We start from the raw sequence: 20,306 nt of genomic DNA, 5'->3' as shown, positions 1-20,306 counted from the left end.
CGTTGGGGGAGTGGCGCCTGCACGGGTCACCCGATCGGGCGATGGCAGGGACAAGTGCACCGAATACCGTGTCTGTTGGGAGAGTCACCGCATCCCGCCCTCCCACGCCCCATCCAGACCACCGTGCCCGACTCACTCCTCGCGCTCGAATCGGTGCTCGTTCGCCGCTGGACCCTGCAGACGGCATGGGTCGGCAGCGGCGGGCGGCTGGTCGCGCACGCGCGCGACCAGGAGACCGGTGACGCCGTGACGGTGACGGCGGTGTGCTGCGCTGCAGACGGGATGGTCACCGCCGGCCTCGCGCGCGAGATCGGCGTCATGGAGTGCCTGGCGCACCAGCCGGCGATGCTGCCGCTGCTCGCGACCGGGCGTGCAGCAGGCTGGCTGTACATGGTCTGCCCACACCTGGCGCCTTCCCTCGCGGACCACCTCGCGTGCACCGGCCCGATCGGGGAGCCGCTCGCGCTCGACCACGCGATCGCGACCGCGGACCTGCTGCACCTGGCGCACGGCCTGGGCATCGTGCATCGCGCGCTGTCGTCGCGCTGCCTGTATCCCGCCGGCGCCGGGGTGCTGCTGGGTGGCTTCGATGCGGCAGCCCGTGTGGGCACCGACGGCGCGGCGGCACTGGCGACGGCCGCCGACGTGCGCGCGCTCGCCGCCACGGTGCACGAGATGCTGACCGGGCACCCCTGGCACCGTGACGCCGTGCTGCCGGCCGAGGTGTCGGCCGAGCTGGCGCAGGTGCTGCACCGCGCGTTGCATCGCGATGCGCACCAGCGCTTCCCGACGGCGATTGCGTTCGCGCAGGCGCTCTGCGGGGTGCGCGACACGCTGCTGGCGGGTGCCGGCGAGGTGACGGCACGCGGTGACGAACGTGACGTCGCGGACGCGCCACTGCAGGAGCTGCCGCTGAGCGACGGCGCCGCGCGCTCGCTGCGCGTGCTGCACGCGATGCTCGACCGCGCCGAGATCGCGGACCTGCCGCCCGATCCCGGTGATCCGCTGGTGCAGCGCTGCTGGACGCGGGCCGACGCGCAGGTGCCGGCGCGAGACGCGCGCCTAGTGGCGCTGCGCTGCCGGTGGCGACTGCTGGCCGAGCGTGATCCGGTGGGCGCGCTGTCGGTGTCGCTGGCCGCGGCGCAGGCGCGCCAGGTGCTGCCGTACCGCGCCCGTGCGCTGGCGGCGCTGGGGCGCGCGGCCGAGGCGCGGACGCTGGCCGTGCGCTCGTGGTTCGACGACATGGCGCTCGACCTTCCCGCCCTGCGCTCGGTGATGGTCGCGCTGCTGCTCACGCGCGCCTTCGACATGGCCACGCTGGTGAGCGTCGCGGAGGGTGCGGACGACCTCGCCGACCCGGTGATCGCGGCGGCGCGCCAGGTGGCCGTGGCGCGAGGCGGGCGGTCGTTCACGCCGGCGGCGCAGGGGCGGGCGATCCGTGCGATCGCAACGGCACTGGAGCGCGGCGTGCCATGGACGGCCGAGCTGCTGGTGGATCCGCGCTGGGACGCCCTCCGTACCGACGTGCGGTTCGGTGCGCTGCTGGCGCGGTCCAAGGCGGCATGGACAAGCTGACGTGACCGGTGTGTCTGCAGGTGCAGTGTGCGTGTGATGTCGTGGTGCGTGGTGCGATGTGCGTGGTGCGTGTGGTGCGCAGGATGACCGGTGTGTCGTGTGTGTCGTTCGTGCGGTGCAGCAGGCCGAGACGGGTGTCCGGCCGGGTTGCACCGATTCTCCCCCAAGTTCCAGGTGACCCATGCGGAAGATGACGATTCGTGCAGGACTGCTCGCCCTTGGCCTGACCGCGGCGGCGCTGTTCGCGGCGACCGACCTCAATGCCCAGGCGGCGGCGCGCCGCCAGCCCGGTGCCACGTCGAACGGCACCCGCACGCGCGGCGGCGGTGCCGATGCGAACGTGCGCCGCGACGAGGCGCCGAATGCGCTGAACAAGCCGGCCACGCCGGAGCCGGCCGGCAAGAACACCCGTGGTGCATCGGCCGTCGAGCCGGGACAGATCTGCATCGACAGCCGCGTGGACCTGTACGTGAAGATCTACGTCGACGGCCAGTTCGTCGGCTCGGTGTCGCCGTGGGGTGACGCCTGCGGCTACTACGGCCCCGGCGACCACCAGCTGTACGCACGTGCCGTGTTCACCGACGGCAGCTACACCTCGTGGGGCCCGGTCAGCGGCAACTCGGGCTCGGGCTTCCGCTGGACGATCCGCAACTGACCTGCGCCATCGGTCGCATCGGCGCGTGACACGCGACGTGATGCACCGGGTGATGACGGGGACGGGGGATGTGCCGCAGCGGCGCATCCCCCGTCGCGTTCAGCGCGCGGCGGCCCGGCTGCACGGTGCGGCGCCCACACTGGTGAGGAAGGTGGCGAGCCGTTCGTGGCCGAGCGGGATGCCGCGGATGGCATCCGCGACGAACAGGTCGAGCGCGTCGTACCAGATGCCATTCCGCGCCAGGGAGTTGACGGTGGGCGTGGCACGCACCACCTGGCGCTGGATCCGCTCGCTCAGGAACACCTCCCCCGATCGCGTGCTCAGCGACCACTCGGCCAGGGCACCGTCGGCCAGCGGCACGTCCACGGTGTTGAGCGCCAGGCGATTGAGCCCGGGCACGAGGCCGACCATCGCGCCGGCACTCATGCCGCCGTTGCCGGCGCTGTCCGGCAGCACACGCACGGTGAGGCGTGCCGAGTCGGGCTGTCCGGACACGCACACCGCCACGAATGGCTGCGCACGCAGCGTCTGCGGCACCAGCGAGTCCACGCGCTCGGCCGGAATCAGCGCGCGCGCACCGTCCTCACCCCGCGTGAGCACGCGCTCGCGACGCGTGCCGCGTGCCGGTGGCCGGAACACCACCAGCAGGCGCGCACCGAGGCGCGCGCCTGCCGACGGGCGTGGCGGCGGGACGCTGTCCTGCGCCGTCAGGGAGCGGGGCGCCAGTTGTGTGGCGACCAGCAGCAGTGCAACGGCGGCAGGCGTGATGCAGCGGGGAGAGACGAGTGGCACCACGGATCGGGTTCGGGTGGCCGCGCGGGTTGCGGTGACTTCAGTATGATGCATCCGTGCCTCGCCTGACAGACCGTCCGGCGCTCCGCGAGCGCCTCGCTGACTCCCCGCGCCTGCCGGTGGCGGGTGGGGTGCTGTGCGCCGGACTCGCGCTCCTGCTGGCGATGCTCCTCCGGACAGGCGCGTCGCTTGATCGTGGAGCCTGGGACCGCATCGCGACCGCCCTCGCCGACACACCGGTGTCGTCGCGCGTGCTGGTCGTGCGCGCCGCCAGCCGCACCGGGGACTGGAAGGTGGCAGATGCCGTCGAGCGCCTCGATGCCGCAGGCGCCGCCGCGGTCCAGGTCGCGATCGACCTGTCCACGCCGGTCGCACCCGCCGGCAGCATGCCGGACCTGCTCCGCGCCGCCCCGCATGCGACCGTCGGCGTGACGCTCGCCGTCGATGCCTCCGGAGCAGACACCGTGGCGTGGCCGTGGTTCCTCGCACCCGGCGCGGCCCGGTCCGCCGAGCGCGCGCGACGCATCGGGCGCACGGCGCTGGTGCGGGATGCCGATGGCGTGGTGCGCACCCTCGCGCGGCGGCGCACCGATGAGCACTGGCTGGCCGAGGGGGCCGCACTCGCGCTGCTCGGCCCTGGTGGCGCCACCGCGCCTGACGCGGGCGCGGACGGTGAACTGCTGCGCTTCGCGCGCACCGACACGCTCTGGTTCGGGGTGCGCGCGGTCTCGCTCGACTCGGTGATGGTCCTGGCGCCGGATGGCCTGCGCCGCCTGGTGCAGGGTGGCGTGGTGCTGCTCGGCATCGACGACGGCAGCACCGTGCCCACGAGCGTGGGGATGCTGCCGCCGCTGGCGATCCTCGCGCACGAGAGCGCGGCGCGGGCGCTCGTCCGCTCCGGGCAGACGGCACCGATCCGGCCGGCGACACCGGTCGCCCGCGTGGCGTGGGCGCTGGTGTGGATCGTGGCGGGTGCACTGCTGGCGGCGCACTGGTCGTTGCGCCGCACGGTGCTGGCCGGCGCGGCCGGCGTGGTGCTCATGACGGGCCTGACGCTCTGGATGGCGGATGCACGGGGCACCTGGCTGCCGCTTGGCACCACGCTGCTGGCGTGGGTCATGGCGCTGGCCGGCGCGGACATCGTGGCGCTGTGGCAGGCGCGTCGCCAGCAGCGGCTCACGACGCTGCTCTTCTCCCGTTTCGTGACACCGGCGCTGGCCGGGGAGGCGTGGAAGGCGCGGCACCTCTACCTCCAGGGCGGCCGGCCGGCACCGCTGGCGCTGCCGGTGACGGTGCTGTTCCTCGACCTGCGGGGCTTCACGCGCTTCAGCGAGGGGCACGATGCTGCGGCCGTGATGGCGCTCCTCACGGATGTGACGGCGGCCTGCGCCGCCGACATCGCCACCTTCGGCGGGCTCGTGGACGATTTTGCCGGTGATGGCATCAAGGCCGACTTCGGGGTGCCGGTGCCACGCCGCAGCGCCGGCGAGGTGGCCCGTGATGCGCAGGACGCGGTGGCCTGCGCGCAACAGCTCGCGCACACGATCGCGCGGCTGCTGCCGGACGCCCCTGGACGCCCCGGCACCCGGGCGCGCATCGGCGTCCACAGCGGCGCCGCCGTGGCGGGCACCGTGGGTGGCGGCACGCGCCTGAAGTACACCGTGGTGGGCGACGTGGTGAACGTGGCGTCGCGCCTGCAATCGGTGGATCTTTCGGACGACGGCACCACCGACGCCCCGTGCCGCATCGTCGTCTCGGCCGACACGATGGTGCTGCTTGGCACGGCTGCGCCGCCGGCGATCGACCTCGGCCCGCTGGCCCTGCCGGGTCGCACGGCGCCGGTGTGTGCATTCCGACTCCGGTCCACGGCCTCCGCCCGTTCCTGACCCATGACGCACCGCTTCCGACCCGATCCCGAACTCCACGCCTTCGCGCCGGTGGTGATGCAGCGTGCGCGGGAGCGCGGCGCGATGATCACCGGGCCGTGGCTGCGCGGCGACGAGCCGCGACTCGCCCGCGAGCTGCTGGTCGATGCGATCGGGCGCTGCGGTGCCGACGAGGGCACGGTCTGGCTGCTGCGCGGTGCCGCCCTGGTGCCTGCGATCAACACCGGCCCGCACGCCGACCGCCTGGTGGACCTGTTCCAGCAGCCCGTGAGCCAGGGCATCATCGGCATGGTCGCCGTCACCGAGCAGTCGTTCTGCGAGAACGGGATCGAGGCCAGTGCACAGCGCGACGGCACGCTCGACACGCTGCTCGGCGTGCGCACCGCGGCGATGCTGGCGGTGCCGCTGGCGTTCGGCGGCGCCGTGCGCGGGGTGGTGTCGTGCGTGCTGTTCACGCGCGAAGGTGCACCGCGCGGCTTCGCGGCGGAGCACCTGGAGCGGCTGGAGCGCGACGTGCACACGGCCGGCCGCCTGCTGGACCTCGTGCTGCTGGACGGCGTGCTGGGGCTGCACGGTGCCTGACGCCCGCGGCCGCGCCGACGTGCTGAACCTCGCCATCCCGCGCGCCGGCCTGCGCGACGGGGATGGCGCGGGCATTCGCGTCGCGGTGCTCGACACCGGCATCGAGTCGGCCCATCCCGCGCTGCAGGGCGTCGTGCTCGCCGACGACGTCATCCTCGAGGGGGACGGTCCCCGTGTGCGCGTGCGCGACGGCGCTGGCGAGGATGCGTACGGGCACGGGACGGCGATCGCCGGCATCATCCACGCGCTGGCGCCCCGGGCGGTGCTCGGCAGCTTCCGCGTGCTCGGTGCGGACCTGGCCAGTCGCAGCGCGATCATCGCCGCCGGCGTGCGGCTGGCGATGGACCGCGGCTACCATGTGCTGAACTGCAGCTTCGGCTGCCGCGGCGAGGCGACGTACGTGCTGTCGTTCAAGGAGTGGGTGGATGAGGCGTACCTCCGGCAGGTGCATGTCGTGTCGGCCTGCTCGAACGTCGACATCGACCGCCGCGAGTGGCCCGCCCACTTCCCGACGGTGGTGGCGGTGAACATGGCGCGCACGGTGCCGGGGGTGTTCCATCACCTGCCGGACCACCTGGTGGAGTTCGCGACCGGAGGGCAGGAGGTGCCGGTGGCGTGGAGCGGCGGCGGCACGAAGACCGTCACCGGCAGCAGCTATGCCGCGCCCGTGATGAGTGCGCTGCTGGCGCGCCTGCTTTCGCGCACGGGACCGATGCATCCCGTGATCGCGAAGTCGGTGCTGCGCGCGCTGGCCGAGCCGTGGAGCGAGGGCATCGCCGCACGCAACGTGCGGCGCGCCGTCGTCACTTCGGCGGTGCGGGTGCCGCCTGCGGGTGCGCCTTGACCCACTCGCAGCCGGTGGCGTCGCCGCCGTCGCAGCCGCGCTTGTAGAACTCGAAGGCGCGGGTGGCGCTCTTCACCGTCACGCTGGTGCCAGCCTCGTACGCCGCGGCGAGTGCGGTGCAGCCGGCCGCGTACCCGCCTTCGCAGGCCTGGCTGAGGTACTGCACGGCGCGGCCGTCGTCGCGCGCCACGCCGCCGCCGCGCAGGTAGGCCCGGCCCAGGCTGGCGCACGATTCCGCGATCGACGGAGCTGTGGTGCACCCCTGGCGCCAATAGCCGACCGCCTTCACGGAGTCACGCGCCAGCCCGCCGCGCCCCTGCGCCTGCATGGTGCCCAGCGCGTTGCAGGCCACGGTCTCGTTGGCGGTGCAGGCGCGCAGCAGCAGCGCGGCGGCGCGGGAATCGTTCTGCGGCGCGCCGGTGCCATTGAAGTACGCCACGCCCAGGAGGCCGCAGCCCTGCAGGTGCCCGCCGTCGCAGGCCTTGGCGAACAGCTGCGCCGCGCGGGCGGCGTCCACGCTGCCCGTCTCGCCCTTCGCGGTCGCGATGCCGATGTAGGTGCATGCTGCGGCGGAGCCGGCGTCACAGGACTGGGTGAAGAGCTGGCGGGCCTTGCCCCGGTCCATCGAGAGGCCCTCGTGGCGGGAGTCGTACATGCGCCCGAGGTGCATGCATCCCTCCGGGTCGCGCGCGTCACAGGCCAGGCGATAGAGACCGACGGCGCGTGGTACGTTCTGCGCCACGCCGTTGCGGCTGTACTCGAGGTTCAGCGCCTGCGTGATGCACCCCGACGCCACGCCGCCCTCGCAGCCCGGTGCCGCGCGCGGTGCGGCCGCAGGCACTGCCGCTGGTGCCGTGGACGGCGGCGCGGCACTGCCGAGGTTCCCCACCTTCGACGACGTCGTCGCCGCGGGCACGGTGCTGCCGGCCGACGGACGGACCGGCGCCCCCGTGGTGCCGGAGGTGTTCACGGGCCGCGTGTTCGCCGCGGGCAGGTCGCTCACGGGCTGCGCGCCGCCGCGCTGCATGCTACCCTGCGCTGCCACCGGCAGCGGTGCGGCGGGAGCAACCGCCGCGGCCGCGCTGGCCGCGGACTGGCGTCGCACGAACACGAAGTCGCCCTGGTCGCTCTCGATGCCGGGCACGGCGCTGAAGGTCGGCGTGGTGTGCGCGACGGCTGCGACACGGGGATTGATCTCGGAGGCGAGCTGCTGCGCGAGGAACACCGGCGCGCGCCGGGCCTTGAGTGCGGCCACGATCTCCATCGAGAAGATGCTCACCTGCGGCACCGTCTCCTTCGCGGTGCCGGCCGTCATCGCCTGCCGGCTGGTGCGACGTGCGTACATCAGCGCACCGGCCATCATCCGCTGGCTGTCGCTGCCCAGGTCCACGCGGTCGTCGTTGCTGCGGTTGAGCGAGCCGCTGAAGCAGGCATCGGTCACCAGCAGCACCGAGCGCGCCTTGAGCTTGCGCAGCCAGGTCCGCACCGACTCGTTCGGGATCCAGGTGCTGGGCCGGGCGTTCGCGGCATCCGCGGCCAGCCAGTAGCCCTCGCGCCCCCCCTCGTCGAAGCCACCATGGCCGCTGTAGACCACCAGCAGGTTGTCGTCTGGGCCCAGGCGCCGCGCGAGCACCTCGAGCGTGTCGAGGATCGCCTCGCGGGTGGGGTTCTTCACCACCTGCACGTTGCGCTCGTCGAACGTGTACTCGCGCGTGATCACGGCGCGGAGCGAGTCGGCTTCCTTCAGCGGATACCGCAGTGACGGCAGCCCACTGCTGGGCTGCTGGATGCCGACGGCGAAGATGACGGCGTGATAGGTGCCGAATCCGGCCGGGCCGCTGCCGGCGGCGTTGCGCTGCTCGAGCCCGCGCCGGCCGCCCTGCGCATGCAGCGCGGTGACAGACAGCGTGGCCAGCACGGCGAGCGCCGCCGCGCGCACCCGGGACGCCACGCGGCGGCGCCTCCCTGAATCCTGCAGCAGCGACTCACCCATGACTCGATCCTCGTTGGCGTCACCGGACGCCGGCATCTGGATACTTCCAACCTCTGACCACCGGGACGTCCCGGCCGCCGCGACCCGACACCGGCAACAGACACGGAATGACGATCGATCATTCCCCCCGTCTCCGCCAGCGGTCCGGGCCGCCGGCCCTCAGCGCGCCGCCGGCACCACCCGCACCTGCACCCGCTGCAGCGACCAGGTGGCCGGCGCCGAGCCGTTCCGCGCCCCCAGCCCGCGGGTGCCGCCGATCCGGCTCCGCAGCAGGCTCCCCAGCGCCGAGTCGTTGCCGCCCCGGGTCATCTCCGCCGCCACCACCGCGTCCCACTCGAACACGTCGCGCGGCAGCTCCTGCTCCGACGTCACCATCAGCAGCGATTCGACCCCGATGTCGGTGGCCCCGAAGGAGGCGACCCGGCCGCCGGCATCGGTGACCGGGATGGCCTCGGGCCACACCTCCCGGTTCCCCATGAAGTACGGCACGCGGTTGCTGGCATTGGTGCCGTCGGCGGGGAAGAGCAGGGTCGCCTTGCCCTTGCTGTCGATGTCGAAGACGTAGACGAAGCGGGGCGCGCGTGTCGCCGCGGCGGCCAGTCGCGCGGTGTCGGCATCGAGGCGCAGCTGGATCACGGTGCCGCTGGCCAGCGAATCGGCCGTGACCGGCCGCTGCGACGCGCTGTCCACCACCACCAGCCGGTACGGGAACTGGCCCTCGTCCGGCGGTGTCGCGATGGTGAGCCAGGTGCGCACGCGGCCCAGCGCCTCGGCGCGCATGCGCAGCGAATCGGCGGCCGCCATCGCACTCGGGGCGGTGCTCACGGGGAACCAGTTGCTGCGCGGCGGGAACGCGCTGTACGCGGTGTCGGCCGCCGCGGCGTTGCTGCGCACCCACGCATACGACACGCCCGCGTCGGTGACGCGGCCCGCGAGCACGTAGAACGCGCCCTCCGGCGCCCCCTCGCGCGTGATGCCGGCCGCCTGCTGCGCGCCGCCGATCGCCAGCGCCTGGTCCAGCGCGCGCGTGGGCGGGATCGACAGCCACACGGCCGCGTTCTTCACGCCAAGCTGCCCGATGGCCGAGAGCACGCGGTTCGCCTGCAGCGTGGCACCGATCTTGGCGGGCAGTTCGCGGCCGGTGCGCAGCGTCCACCAGCCCTCCTCGAACGCGACCGTCACCAGCGGCTGCGTGGACGACGGCAGGCGCGTGGGGTCGTCCACCCAGGTGACCTGCGTGCTCGCCTTCAGCAGGCGGGCCTCGGCTACCGCCGCATCGCGCACCGCATCGGAGGCGAGTGGCGACGGCACCCACACGCGCAGCAGCGGTTCGTCGGCGGCCACCCAGCGGGTGATCGTGTACAGGTCACCGATCTTCAGGCTGTCCTCGCTGCCCTTCACGATCGAGGCCAGGCTGCGCGCGATGCTCGTGTTGCGCTCGACGCGGATGATGAAGGTGGTGTCGGGCACGCCGCGCACGAGTCGCGCGAGCTCGGTGCCGGGCCGCAGGCCGAGGGCGAGTCCGCCGTCGAGTTCCGCCTGCTCGCCCCGCAGCTGCGTGATCGCGACCGTGGTGCGCGTCGCGCCCTCGCTGCCGGCACCCCCGAACAGCGGCTGCCGCAGCCGGCTGGCTTGCGCATCGATGCTCGGCACCTGGTCCGGGGCGCGCCCCTGCATGATCGCCTTGGTGCTCTGGAAGATCGTGCGTGCGCTGGCGTTGACGGAGTTCGAGAGCAGCGCCTGCAGGAACGCCGCCGTGAACAGCCCGTGCCGCGTCCCGTTCTCGTCCATCCCTTCCTTCGCCGGCCGCGTGTCCTCGGCGGCGGCGATGATCAGCGCGCCCTTCTCGGCCGGGAAGTCGCCCGTGTAACGCTCCGCCTTGTCGCGCTCGTCGATCGCCGCCCAACGCTCGCGCAGCAGCGAGGGCACGCCACCGCGGGTGATGGAGCCCGAGTTGCATGCGTCGATCACCGCCGTCACGATCACGCCGCGTGCGGCCGCCGGCGCGAGGATCGCGGCCAGCTCCTTGTCGCGGATGTCCTCGGCGCCGGCGTTGGCATCCACCGGCACCAGCGTCTGGTCCACCTGCTTGCCCGGCGTGAGGGTGTTGCGGCGCAGTGCACCGTGGCCGGCGTACGAGAAGAAGGCCACGTCGCCGGGCTTCGAGCGCGCCAGCATGGCGGTGAGCGAGTCGATGATGGCGCGGCGCGTGGCCTGGCGGTCGATCAGGAGGCGCACGTCGGTGCGACGGAAGCCGAAGCGCGCGGTGACGACCTGCGCGACGGCCTGTGCGTCGTTCGCGCTTCCCTCGAGGTTGCTGATCGTGCCGCGCGCGCCTGCCTCGCGTGGTGCCGGTGTGCGCCGCGCCTGGCTGGCGACCGCGGTGCGCGCGGCGGTGGGTGGCAGGAATGCCTCGTAGTCGTTGATGCCCACGATGAGCGCGCGCCGCACCTGGGCCTGCAGCGGCGCCACGATCGCGGCGCCGGCGGCGAAGGTGATGGCGGCCGTCAGCAGCCGGCGCAGGCGGAGGGCGGACGGTGCGACGTGCGGGAGGCGCAGGGCAGGCATGGGGCGGCAGTCGGACGGGGGAGGCGGGCGCGGGGTGCAGTGGGCAGGCAGGCGCGCCGATCAAGCAATACGGCCGGGCCCGTCCCGGGACAATTGACCCGTTCGGGTGACCTCTGCGGCGCACCTGGGGAGATGGACACGAATCCCGTCGTGACGTGTCCATCCCGGCAGACGTCCCCGCGACACCGGCCACCCGGGGATGTGCCGCCGGGGTCACCCGGACCGGTGATGGCTGCCGACCTCGCTTCGCCCTAGACTCCCGCCATGCCTACGCCCTCCGAATCCGGCATCCGCCGCGCCCTCGTCCTTGCCGGCCTGCTGGCCGCTGCCGCCGCCCGGTCGCCGCTCGCGGCCCAGGCCCCCTGCGACCCCGTGCCGGCGCTGCCCGAGCAGTCCGTGGCAAGCAGCTTCGAGCCCCAGGTGCGCCAGATGCTGCGCGAACAGGCGGACTTCCAGAAGGCGAACTGCGAGGTGAAGACGCCGCGGGCGCTGCGGGTGGCGCGGCTGCTCAAGCCGCTCGCGGCCGCGGCACGCGACGTCGGCGCGTCGACGCGGTTCCTGGTGCTCAACAAGAACGAGGAGAACGCCTTCGCCACCGGGTGGCCCGACAACGGCTATCACCTGATCGTCGTGTACACGGGGATGATCGAGGCGCTCGACCGTCGCGCGGCACAGGCGGCCCCGCGCTCGGGCCGGACGGCCTCCGAACTCGGCGACGTGTTCCTCTCGACCGTCATCGCACACGAGATGTCGCACCTGCTGCTCCGGCACGCGCAGGATCGCAACTGCCGCGGCAGCGATCGCCTCGCCGCAGGCGGCGACGCGGCGGGCGGCGGGGTCGAGGGCACGCGGGTGGCGGCACCGGGCGTGATCGCGTGCCGCTCGTACTCGCAGGGCAAGGAACTGTCGGCCGACTCGCTGGCGGCGTACCTCATGTTCGCGACGCGCAGGAACAGTGTGTTCAGCGACGCGGGCGAGATGGTGCGCCTGTGGGAACTGGACGCCGCCGAGGAGCGCGCCTCGGGCGAGAACGCGTTCTGGGGCGAGCGGGTCCTGAGCACGCACCCGTCGTCGGTGCGGCGTGCGGCGCTGTACCTGCGCATGTGGGCCGGGATGCTGGAGGAGCAGGATCGCTACGACAGTGCGATCGGGCTGATCAGCGCGAACATCGAGGTGGATCGCGGCATCGCGATGCTCGACTCGGTGCGCCGCGCGCTGCCCGGCACGCCGTTCGTGGATGAGGCGATGGCGGCGGCGCTGCTCACGCAGTGGCTGGCCTCGGTGCCGGTGGGCGCGCTGGGCGTGCGTCCCACCGTGGGAGTGGTGCGCACGCGCTTCGTGGAGGGGCTGCGGGGCGACAACACCGGTGATCCCGCCCTGCTGGCACGGGCACGCACCGCGCTCGAGTCGATGCGCGACGTGGAGAACCGTCCGGCCAGCCTCTCGAACCTGGCCCTGCTCGATGCGTACACCGGGAACGGGGCGCGCGCGCTGCAGCGGGCACGTCGCGCCGCACAGCTGGCATCTGGGGATGCCTCGGTGCTGAACACGCTTGGCGTGGCCTACTACCAGGCGGGCCAGGCTGACTCGGCGCGCGCAGTGTTCGGGCGCATCCTCACCGGCGACGGCTCGCTGCCGACGGAGACGTCGTGGCGCGCGAGCTGCCTGAGCGACAAGACGAAGCCGATGAGCACGCGCGTCTGCTTCAACTACGCGCGGGCGCTGTTCGAGCGCGACCGGCCGGCCGGGCTGACGCTGCTGGCGGCGTATCGCGACGTGTTCGGGCAGCAGCCGTGGGGCCAGGAGGCGGGCCGGATCGTGATGGCGGCGCGGAACGGCGGGTCCACCACGCTGCCGGCCGGTGGCCAGGCGCCGTCGGTCGCGCCGACTCCGCGGCCGTCCGCGCCGTCGGGTGGCGCCAGCAGCAAGATCGGGAACCTGGGCTTCCGGTCGATCCAGCTCGTCTCGCCGGACGGTCTGCGCCGGGTGGGCACCGGGATGCGGCCGCGGGAGGCGCGGACGGTGGTGCCGGGGGTGGCCGAGGCGGCCGGCAGCGGGGGTACCGAGGGGCGGGTGCTCCAGAGTGCGGAGGCCGGAGTGGGACTGCTGGTCCAGCCTGACCCCGCGGGAGGCGAGCGGGTGGTCGGGATCGTGTCGTCGGGGGGGTGGTCGCTGGCGGGGATCACCCCCGGACAGCCCGTGAGCGCGCTGTCACGGCTGGGCCGGCCGGTGGACCGGGATGCGGACACGTATGTCTTCGTGGTGACCGGGCACCTGGTGCGGGTGATCACGGACGGGGTGGTGATCCGGTCGGTGGTGGTGCGCACCGACCAGTGACGGGGGGGCGTGCGGGCGGTGCGGTTGCCGACCCTTTCGTCCTGTCCGTAGCTTCGCGTGTCGGAGCGAAACATGCCGGCACCGCCTGCGTACGGAATGGCGGCCCCAACCCGAGACACCTCATGGTCAGTCGCGAAGATCTGGAAAGCTTCCTCGTCCGCCTGGGCGCGGAAGGCGCCAGCTACTCTGAAGTGGAACCCGGCATGTTCGTGGTCCGCCCCGGCGGCACCCCGGATGCGCAGGTCGTGGTGCACCTCACCCCGCCGGTGCTGCTGCTGCGCATGAACGTCATGCCAGTGCCGTCGGATGCGATCGCGGCGGCGAAGTTGTCGCGTCGCCTGCTCGAACTCAACGCGACCGACCTCGTCCACGGCGCGTACGGCATCTCCGCCGACGACATCATCCTCACCGAGGCCCTGGAATTGGCGAACCTCGACTTCTCCGAGTTCCTCGCGGCCTACGAGAGCATGACGCTCGCCCTCGCGTCGCATGTGCGCGAGCTCGCCCCGTTCCGCGAGGTCCACTGATCCCATGGGACTCTTCGACAGGCTGTCCTCGCTGATCAAGGCGAACCTGAACGACCTCATCTCGAAGGCGGAGGACCCGGAGAAGGTCCTCGAGCAGTCGATCCTGGACATGCGCTCGCAGCTCGCGAAGGCGAAGCAGCAGGTGGCGGCGGCGATCGCGGACGAGAAGCGGCTGCGTGACCAGTTCGAGTCGGAGTTCAAGCAGGCCGGCGAGTGGGAGCAGCGCGCGATGCTGGCGATCCAGCAGAACCGCGACGACCTCGCCCGGCAGGCGCTGGTGCGGCAGTCGGAGCACCAGGAGCACGCGGTCACGCTGCAGAACACCTGGCAGTCGCACCAGGCCGAGACGGAGAAGCTGAAGTCGCTGCTCCGCGACCTGAACGACAAGATCGAGGAGGCGAAGCGCAAGAAGAACCTGCTCCTGGCGCGCGCGCGTCGCGCCGAGGCGCAGCAGCGCATCCAGAGCACGATGTCGGGCCTCAGCGAGAAGAGCGCCTTCGAGGCGTTCTCGCGGATGGAGGAGAAGATCGAGATGAACGAGCGCCGGCTCACGGCCAGCGCCGAGATCGAGGAGGAGTTCTCGGGCGACAAGCTGCACGCCGACTTCAAGCGGCTGGAGAAGGCGGCGGGCGGCATGAGCGCCGAGTCGCGCCTGCTGGAGCTGAAGCAGAAGATGGGGATGCTGCCGGCGGGGACGTCGCCGGCGGCGAAGCAGCTGCCGAAGGGCGCCGGCGAAGGGCGCGAGATCACCGAGGCGGACTTCGAGCACCTCGACGACAACGCACCGGCGTCGTGACGGTGTGGCGGTGAGCGGTTCCGGCGTGACAGCCATGCCCCGCGTCAGGTTCGCGCCGATCCTCTTCGGCTCGATCGTGACCGGGGCATTGCTGCTGCTGGTGGTGAAGACGGCGAACATCTTCCTGCTGCTGTTCATCGCGATCCTGCTGTCGCTGTTCCTGCGGGCGGTGGCGGACGTGTTCGAGGTGCGGCTGCGGCTGCCGGCACCGCTGGCGATGCTGGCCGCGGTGGTGATCACGCTGGGGGCGGTGGCGGGCCTGGTGACGCTGCTGGTGCCGCCCGTGACCGAGCAGACGCGGGCACTGCTCGCCGAGCTGCCGCGCTACATCGCGGGGCTCGACAGCCAGATCGCGAAGCTGGGCGACCGCATTCCGCCGCTCAAGGAATACCTGCAGTCAGGTGACCATTCCGCGCTCGAGGTGCTGTACGACCAGGCCAGCGCGCAGATGGAGGGGCTGCTGCCGAAGGTGTTCGGGCTGCTGCACGTGGCGATCGATGCCTTCGCGCTGCTGGTGATGTCGCTCTACCTGGCGCGGCGGCCAGCCGACTACCGGGAGTGGCTGATCGCGCTCTTCCCGCCGACGCAGCGCGAGCTGGTGCGCGACGTGCTGCTGGAGATCACCCGCGACCTGCGGAGCTGGATCACGGGGCAGTTGCTGGGGATGGTGATCCTGGCCACGCTGACGGCGATCGGCCTCGCGGCGCTGCAGGTGCCGTACTGGCTCACGTTCGGGATCTTCACCGGCGCCGTGGCCATCATCCCGTTCTTCGGCACGCTGGTGAGCACGGTGCTGCCCGCCCTCTTCGTGCTCGCCAGCGATGGCGAGCCGTGGCGCGTGGCGAGCGTCATCGTGCTCGGCACGGTGATCCACCTGATCGAGAGCAACCTCGTGCTGCCGCTGATCACGCAGAACCAGGTGAAGCTGCCGCCGGTGCTGAGCATCATGGCGGTGCTGATCTTCGGGCAGCTGCTGGGGCCGATCGGCCTGGTGGTGGCCGTGCCGCTGCTGGTGGTGCTGACGGTGATGGTGCGGCGCGTGCTGGTGAATCGCATCTACCAGGGCGTGGCCGGCAAGCCGCTGCAGCAGGACCGGACGATGGTGCTGCGGGTGCCGGCGCCGGAAGGCGGCGTGACGGTGCCGGCCGGGGCGCTGCCCGACCTGATCGCGCTGGCGGAACGCTCGTCGGCTGCGTAAGCGCGGCATGAGGTACCAGGGGGCGTACGACACGCCGCCGCAGCGGTCCGGACGACGGCCGGCGCCGTGTTGTTCATCGTGGACTGACGGCGCGCGCGGACCGGTGCCGCTGCGGCCCGCCGTGCGGCTTGTGGTGCTGCTTATGCTTCCGGCATGTCGATCACGCCGCGCTACCTGATCCTTGCCGAAGGAGCCTTCGGGCCGCACACGTCCAAGACCGCCGTGGGGTGCATCCGCTTCACGCCCGGGCAGGTGGCGGGCGTGCTGGACTCCACCCGCGCGGGCCGCACGGTGCAGGAGGTGCTGGGGTTCGGCGGCGCGATTCCGGTCGTGGACTCGGTCGCGGCCGGCTTGCCGCTGGGCCCGAACATCCTGCTGATCGGCATTGCGCCCACGGGCGGGCAGCTGCCCGACGCCTGGCGGCCGGTGCTGCGCGCGGCGCTGGACGCGGGGCTGCACATCTGGAGCGGGCTGCACACGTTCATCGGTGACGATGCGGAGTTCGCCGCCATCGCGCGCGCGCGGGGCGTGGAGATCCGCGACGTGCGCAAGCCGCCGGCACACCTCCCCGTTTCCACCGGCAAGGTGCGCGACATCGCGGCGACGGTGGTGCTCACCGTGGGCAGCGACTGCAACATCGGCAAGATGACGACGCAGCTCGCGGTGCGGGACGCGCTGACGGCGCGGGGCGCGCGGGTGGCCTTCGCGGGCACGGGCCAGACGGGCATCTTCATCGACGGCAAGGGCATCGGGGTGGACGCGGTGGTGGCCGACTTCATCGGCGGCGCGGCCGAGCGACTGGTGCTGGAGGCGGCGCAGGACGCGGACATCGTGCTGGTGGAGGGGCAGGGCAGCCTGCTGCACCCGAGCTACTCGGGGGTGACGATGGGCCTGATCCACGGTTCGCTGCCGCACGCGCTGGTGCTCTGCACACAGCCCTCGCGCACCGCGATCCGCAACAACGAGTGGGTGAAGATCCCGTCGCTCAAGTCGCTGATCGCGCTGCACGACGCGGTCACGGCGCCACTGCGGCATGCGCCGACGATCGCGATCGCGATGAACACCTTCGACCTCTCGGACGACGCGGCGCGGGATGCGATCGAGCGCGGGATGGCGGAGACGCGGCTGCCGGCGACGGACCCGGTGCGGTTCGACGCGGGCCCGATCGCCGATGCGATCCTGGGGCTGCACGAGGAGCGGCTGGCGCTGCGCTGACGGCGCCGCGACGCAGGGAAATGCACCGGCGTGCGCGCGTCCGGTTTTCGCGGGGCGACGCGAGGCGGCATGGTGGCGGTGTCCCCCAGCCACTGGAGCATCCGTGTCACCTCTCGTCACTCCGCCGCAGCTCGTGCTGCGCAACGTCCGCAAGGTCATCACCGCCGGTGTCGGCAGCTGTCGCGTGCGCGTGACGGTGCTGGGGGGCGTGTCACTGCAACTCATGCCGGGCGATGCGCTCGCGATCACCGGCGCGCTGCCGCTGGCGCGCTCGATGCTGTGTGCGATCGCGGCGGGGGTGGCGCGCGCCGACTCGGGGAGCGCGCGCTGGGGCCCGCGCGGGCTGGCCGGGGTGCGATACGCGCCGGCCGGTGATGCCCCGCGGGCGCTGCAGCGGCGGGACGGCCTGCCTGCGGGGTTGGTGATCCTCGATGCCGCGCTCACCGAGCGCGCGCCCGCGCCGGACGTGCGTGTGCTGGTGGCGCTGCTGCGGCCATGGCTTGCGTGTGGTGGTGCGGCGCTGGTGGCGGCGCCGCTGGCGTCCGGCGATGCATGGCCGTGGCCGATGCTCGAGTTGGCGGGCGGGCAGCTCCGACCGGTGCTGACGCCGCTGCCCGCGGAGGCGCCGGGCCATGCGATGTGGTCGGCGCCGGCGCGGATGGTGGCGGAGGGGCGCGCGGATCGGATGGCACGGGGTGCACCGGACCGATAGCTTGACGGGGCGTGGCGTGCGCATGGCCCGATCGCGCCTGCGCGCCGGCGGTGGAGTGTCGCCGGCCGCGCCCGCTGCTCCTGCCTCGAGACGATGAGCGAGTTCCTTCTCTACAACACGCTGACCCGCCAGGTCGAGCCGTTCGCGCCCGCCGACGGCGAGTGCGTGCGCATGTACACCTGCGGCCCGACGGTCTACAACCCGGCGCACCTGGGTAACTTCCGCACGTTCCTCTTCGAGGACCTGCTGCGGCGGGCGCTGGCGCTGCGTGGCTGGCAGGTGGAGCAGGTCATGAACCTGACCGACGTGGATGACAAGATCATCACGCGGGCGAGCCAGCAGGGGCTGACGATCCGCCAGGTGACGGACCCGGTGGTGGCGACTTTCCACGCGCATCGCGAGTTCCTGCGCATCCAGCCGGCCGAGCACTATCCGCGCGCCACGGACTACATCCCGCAGATGATCGCGCTGGTGATGAGACTGATGGAGAAGGGGGTGGCGTACCAGGCCGACGACCGGTCGGTGTACTTCGCGATCGACAAGTTCCCGCCGTATGGGCGGCTCTCGCGGCTGGACACACGCGAGATCCGCGCCGGAGCGCGGGTGAGCCAGGACGAGTACACGAAGGAGAACGCGCAGGACTTCGCGCTCTGGAAGGCCGCCAAGGACGAGGACGAGCGGGCCGAGGCGGCGTGGGAGTCACCGTGGGGCCGCGGGCGTCCCGGCTGGCACCTCGAGTGCTCCGCCATGGCGATGGACATCCTCGGCGAGACGATCGACCTGCACGCCGGCGGGGTGGACCTGATCTTCCCGCACCACGAGGACGAGATCGCGCAGAGCGAGGCGGCGACTGGGAAGGTGTTCGCGCGCTGCTGGTGCCATGGCGAGTTCCTGCTGGTGGACAGCGCGAAGATGGCGAAGCGGGTGGGCAATGTGTGGGGGGTGTCGGAGCTGCAGGAGGAGGGGCTGGATGGGGCGGCGGCGCGGCACTTCATGTTCAACACGCACTATCGCCAGCAGCTCAACCTGAGTTCCGAGGCGCTTGAGGCGTCGCGCAGCGCGGTGCGCCGTGTGGGTGACTTCGCGTCGCGCCTGGCGGCGGCGTCGGGTGGTCCGCCGGAGCTCTCGGCGGTGGCGGTGGAGGCGGAGGCGGACTTCCGGGCTGCGCTGGCACATGACCTGAATGCGCCGGCGGCGCTGTCGGCGCTGTTCGTGTTCATGAATCGCGTGAATGCGCTGCTGGATCAGGGCGGCACGGCGCCGGCGGGGGTGGCGCGGGCGCAGGCGGCGTTCGCGGTGATGAACGGCGTACTGGACATCGTGCCGGCAGCGCTGGTGGCGGACGAGGCGTTGGCGATGCGGGTGACTGATGCCATTGCGCGGCGGGCGGCGGCCCGGGCGGGGCGGGACTTCGCGGAGTCGGACCGGATCCGCGCCGAGCTGGCGGCGGAGGGGATCGTGCTGGAGGACGGTCCCATGGGGACGACGTGGAAGCAGGTGTCGGTGTCGCCGGGCGGCGGTGCCTGAGCCCGGTTGATGTCCGGGGGCTGTCGGGCTAGGTTGTTGGGCTCTCGGCAGACGTGCAGTTGAACGCTGACGTAGCTCAATTGGCAGAGCACCTGATTTGTAATCAGGCGGTTGCGAGTTCGATTCTCGCCGTCAGCTCTTGCCGGTCGCGGGGGACGTGGGCGACCGAGAGGGATGTGGCAGGACCAGCGGTGGAGTAGCCAAGCGGTCAACGGCAACAGACTGTAAATCTGTCGGCTCCGGCCTTCGAAGGTTCGAATCCTTCCTCCACCATGTGCAGGGCCCGACGCGGCGAGATCGCGTCGGGCCTTCGTCTTTCCGATCGGCCGCCGCGCCGCCGTGCGGCTTCCCCCGACGCCCCGCCCACACCCCGCACCACATCGTGCCGGCGTCGGTGCGCGCCCGGCACCCGGGCTGCGACGGGCCCGCGCCCCGACCCGCCACGCCCGCGCCACTCCGCAGCCCGGAGGGAGCTGCGGCGCGTGCCATCGCGGACCTCGACCGTCCTTGCCGGCCTCTGCCTCCTGGCGTTGCCCGCCGCATCGCTGCCCGCGCAGCGCCCGGCGACCGCCACCGCCACGATGACCATCGACTCGCTGCTCGACCCCGTCGAGCAGTACTGGCGCCGCCGGCTCGCGATCACCTTCCCCAGCCAGGATTCGCTGGTGGTGGTGTGTGAGCACGAGGGCAGCGCCTCACGCGGCAGCGTGGTGCGGTTCATCACCACCGAACCCTGGGCTGACGAGGCGGTCACCGACGGCTCGTACGTCATCTTCGGCATGCCGAAGTCAGGCGCCGGCGCCCGGCTCTCGGCACGCTGGGGCGACAACCGCAGCGACGAGTGGATCGTGATGTTCCTGACCCCCGGACGGCATGCGCAGCGACGCGCCGTGATCGACGAGGGGGCGGCGTTCCTGCAGAAGCTCGGGGCCACCGGGGCGGTGTGGATCCGCTACCGAAGCGGCGACTGGTACCGCACCGCGCACCTCACGGTCGACGCACGCACGCAGGCCGCCCTCACCGCCATGCGCAGCCGCTGCTTCGTGGACCGCGAAGGGACGGGGCCCGCGAAGCACTGACGGCCGGCCCCGGCAGACGC

At 72.5% G+C, this 20,306-nt stretch carries 16 protein-coding genes and 2 tRNA genes; 15 read left to right on the top strand and 3 right to left on the bottom strand.

Annotation, left to right across the window (positions count from 1 at the left end):
• Positions 1-123 precede the first annotated feature (123 nt).
• Together IT355_08515 and IT355_08510 are read left to right on the top strand one after the other, a co-directional pair.
• Complete coding sequence (locus IT355_08515) at positions 124-1,575, top strand: hypothetical protein (protein ID MCC7053299.1); 1,452 nt, start codon at positions 124-126, stop codon at positions 1,573-1,575.
• 190 nt (positions 1,576-1,765) lie between these two features.
• Positions 1,766-2,230, top strand: a complete 465-nt coding sequence (locus IT355_08510; protein MCC7053298.1) for a hypothetical protein — start codon at positions 1,766-1,768, stop codon at positions 2,228-2,230.
• Positions 2,231-2,329: 99 nt separating this feature from the next.
• On the opposite strand, the gene IT355_08505 is transcribed toward IT355_08510, so the two are convergent.
• The gene (locus IT355_08505; GenBank protein MCC7053297.1) at positions 2,330-3,025 is read right to left on the bottom strand and encodes a hypothetical protein; all 696 of its coding nucleotides are present in this window, start codon (positions 3,023-3,025) and stop codon (positions 2,330-2,332) included.
• 53 nt (positions 3,026-3,078) lie between these two features.
• On the opposite strand from IT355_08505, the gene IT355_08500 reads away from it, so the two are divergent.
• From IT355_08500 to IT355_08490, 3 genes are read left to right on the top strand one after another with little or no spacing between them, the layout of a single operon-like run.
• Positions 3,079-4,908, top strand: coding sequence for an adenylate/guanylate cyclase domain-containing protein (locus tag IT355_08500; protein ID MCC7053296.1), 1,830 nt, complete (start codon positions 3,079-3,081; stop codon positions 4,906-4,908).
• Positions 4,909-4,911: 3 nt separating this feature from the next.
• Positions 4,912-5,490 (top strand): GAF domain-containing protein, encoded by a 579-nt coding sequence (locus IT355_08495; protein ID MCC7053295.1) that lies wholly within the window; start codon positions 4,912-4,914, stop codon positions 5,488-5,490.
• Positions 5,483-6,334 carry a S8 family serine peptidase gene (locus IT355_08490; GenBank protein MCC7053294.1) on the top strand — a complete coding sequence of 284 codons (852 nt, stop codon included), beginning with the start codon at positions 5,483-5,485 and terminating at the stop codon, positions 6,332-6,334. The genes IT355_08495 and IT355_08490 overlap by 8 nt, the downstream gene beginning before the upstream one ends.
• On the opposite strand, the gene IT355_08485 is transcribed toward IT355_08490, so the two are convergent.
• Complete coding sequence (locus IT355_08485; protein MCC7053293.1) at positions 6,294-8,363, bottom strand: SEL1-like repeat protein; 2,070 nt, start codon at positions 8,361-8,363, stop codon at positions 6,294-6,296. The two genes, IT355_08490 and IT355_08485, sit on opposite strands and share 41 nt — an antisense overlap.
• 123 nt (positions 8,364-8,486) lie before the next feature.
• A complete protein-coding gene (locus IT355_08480; GenBank protein ID MCC7053292.1) occupies positions 8,487-10,895 on the bottom strand; it encodes a caspase family protein in 2,409 nt (802 codons plus the stop codon).
• A gap of 264 nt (positions 10,896-11,159) precedes the next feature.
• On the opposite strand from IT355_08480, the gene IT355_08475 reads away from it, so the two are divergent.
• The 10 genes from IT355_08475 (at position 11,160) to IT355_08430 (ending at position 20,286) form a co-directional block, all read left to right on the top strand.
• Positions 11,160-13,232, top strand: a complete 2,073-nt coding sequence (locus IT355_08475; protein ID MCC7053291.1) for a M48 family metallopeptidase — start codon at positions 11,160-11,162, stop codon at positions 13,230-13,232.
• Between the two features lie 122 nt (positions 13,233-13,354).
• On the top strand, positions 13,355-13,759 hold the full coding sequence (locus tag IT355_08470) for a hypothetical protein (GenBank protein MCC7053290.1): 405 nt from the start codon (positions 13,355-13,357) through the stop codon (positions 13,757-13,759).
• 4 nt (positions 13,760-13,763) lie between these two features.
• Positions 13,764-14,555 carry a PspA/IM30 family protein gene (locus IT355_08465; protein ID MCC7053289.1) on the top strand — a complete coding sequence of 264 codons (792 nt, stop codon included), beginning with the start codon at positions 13,764-13,766 and terminating at the stop codon, positions 14,553-14,555.
• Between the two features lie 34 nt (positions 14,556-14,589).
• Positions 14,590-15,753, top strand: coding sequence for an AI-2E family transporter (locus IT355_08460; protein ID MCC7053288.1), 1,164 nt, complete (start codon positions 14,590-14,592; stop codon positions 15,751-15,753).
• A 153-nt stretch (positions 15,754-15,906) separates the two neighbouring features.
• Entirely contained in the window at positions 15,907-16,968 is a 1,062-nt protein-coding gene (locus IT355_08455; GenBank protein ID MCC7053287.1) for a DUF1611 domain-containing protein, read from the top strand.
• 103 nt (positions 16,969-17,071) lie between these two features.
• Positions 17,072-17,680, top strand: a complete 609-nt coding sequence (locus tag IT355_08450; GenBank protein MCC7053286.1) for a hypothetical protein — start codon at positions 17,072-17,074, stop codon at positions 17,678-17,680.
• Positions 17,681-17,773: 93 nt separating this feature from the next.
• Positions 17,774-19,207, top strand: coding sequence for a cysteine--tRNA ligase (locus IT355_08445; protein ID MCC7053285.1), 1,434 nt, complete (start codon positions 17,774-17,776; stop codon positions 19,205-19,207).
• A 65-nt stretch (positions 19,208-19,272) separates the two neighbouring features.
• Positions 19,273-19,345: transfer RNA gene (locus IT355_08440), tRNA-Thr, on the top strand.
• Positions 19,346-19,397: 52 nt separating this feature from the next.
• Positions 19,398-19,480: transfer RNA gene (locus IT355_08435), tRNA-Tyr, on the top strand.
• 209 nt (positions 19,481-19,689) lie between these two features.
• On the top strand, positions 19,690-20,286 hold the full coding sequence (locus IT355_08430; protein ID MCC7053284.1) for a hypothetical protein: 597 nt from the start codon (positions 19,690-19,692) through the stop codon (positions 20,284-20,286).
• The last annotated feature ends 20 nt before the right edge of the window (positions 20,287-20,306 follow it).

Source organism: Gemmatimonadaceae bacterium (assembly GCA_020851035.1).
Classification (GTDB): Bacteria; Gemmatimonadota; Gemmatimonadetes; order Gemmatimonadales; family Gemmatimonadaceae; genus JACMLX01.
This window is presented reverse-complemented; position numbering and strand designations above follow the sequence as displayed.

Coding starts and splice junctions, on each gene's coding strand:
- IT355_08510 (MCC7053298.1), top strand. CDS start 1,766: ATGACGATTCGTGCAGGACTGCTCGCCCTTGGCCTGACCGCGGCGGCG.
- IT355_08495 (MCC7053295.1), top strand. CDS start 4,912: ATGACGCACCGCTTCCGACCCGATCCCGAACTCCACGCCTTCGCGCCG.
- IT355_08485 (MCC7053293.1), bottom strand. CDS start 8,363: ATGCCGGCGTCCGGTGACGCCAACGAGGATCGAGTCATGGGTGAGTCG.
- IT355_08480 (MCC7053292.1), bottom strand. CDS start 10,895: ATGCCTGCCCTGCGCCTCCCGCACGTCGCACCGTCCGCCCTCCGCCTG.
- IT355_08475 (MCC7053291.1), top strand. CDS start 11,160: ATGCCTACGCCCTCCGAATCCGGCATCCGCCGCGCCCTCGTCCTTGCC.
- IT355_08470 (MCC7053290.1), top strand. CDS start 13,355: ATGGTCAGTCGCGAAGATCTGGAAAGCTTCCTCGTCCGCCTGGGCGCG.
- IT355_08465 (MCC7053289.1), top strand. CDS start 13,764: ATGGGACTCTTCGACAGGCTGTCCTCGCTGATCAAGGCGAACCTGAAC.
- IT355_08460 (MCC7053288.1), top strand. CDS start 14,590: ATGCCCCGCGTCAGGTTCGCGCCGATCCTCTTCGGCTCGATCGTGACC.
- IT355_08455 (MCC7053287.1), top strand. CDS start 15,907: ATGTCGATCACGCCGCGCTACCTGATCCTTGCCGAAGGAGCCTTCGGG.
- IT355_08445 (MCC7053285.1), top strand. CDS start 17,774: ATGAGCGAGTTCCTTCTCTACAACACGCTGACCCGCCAGGTCGAGCCG.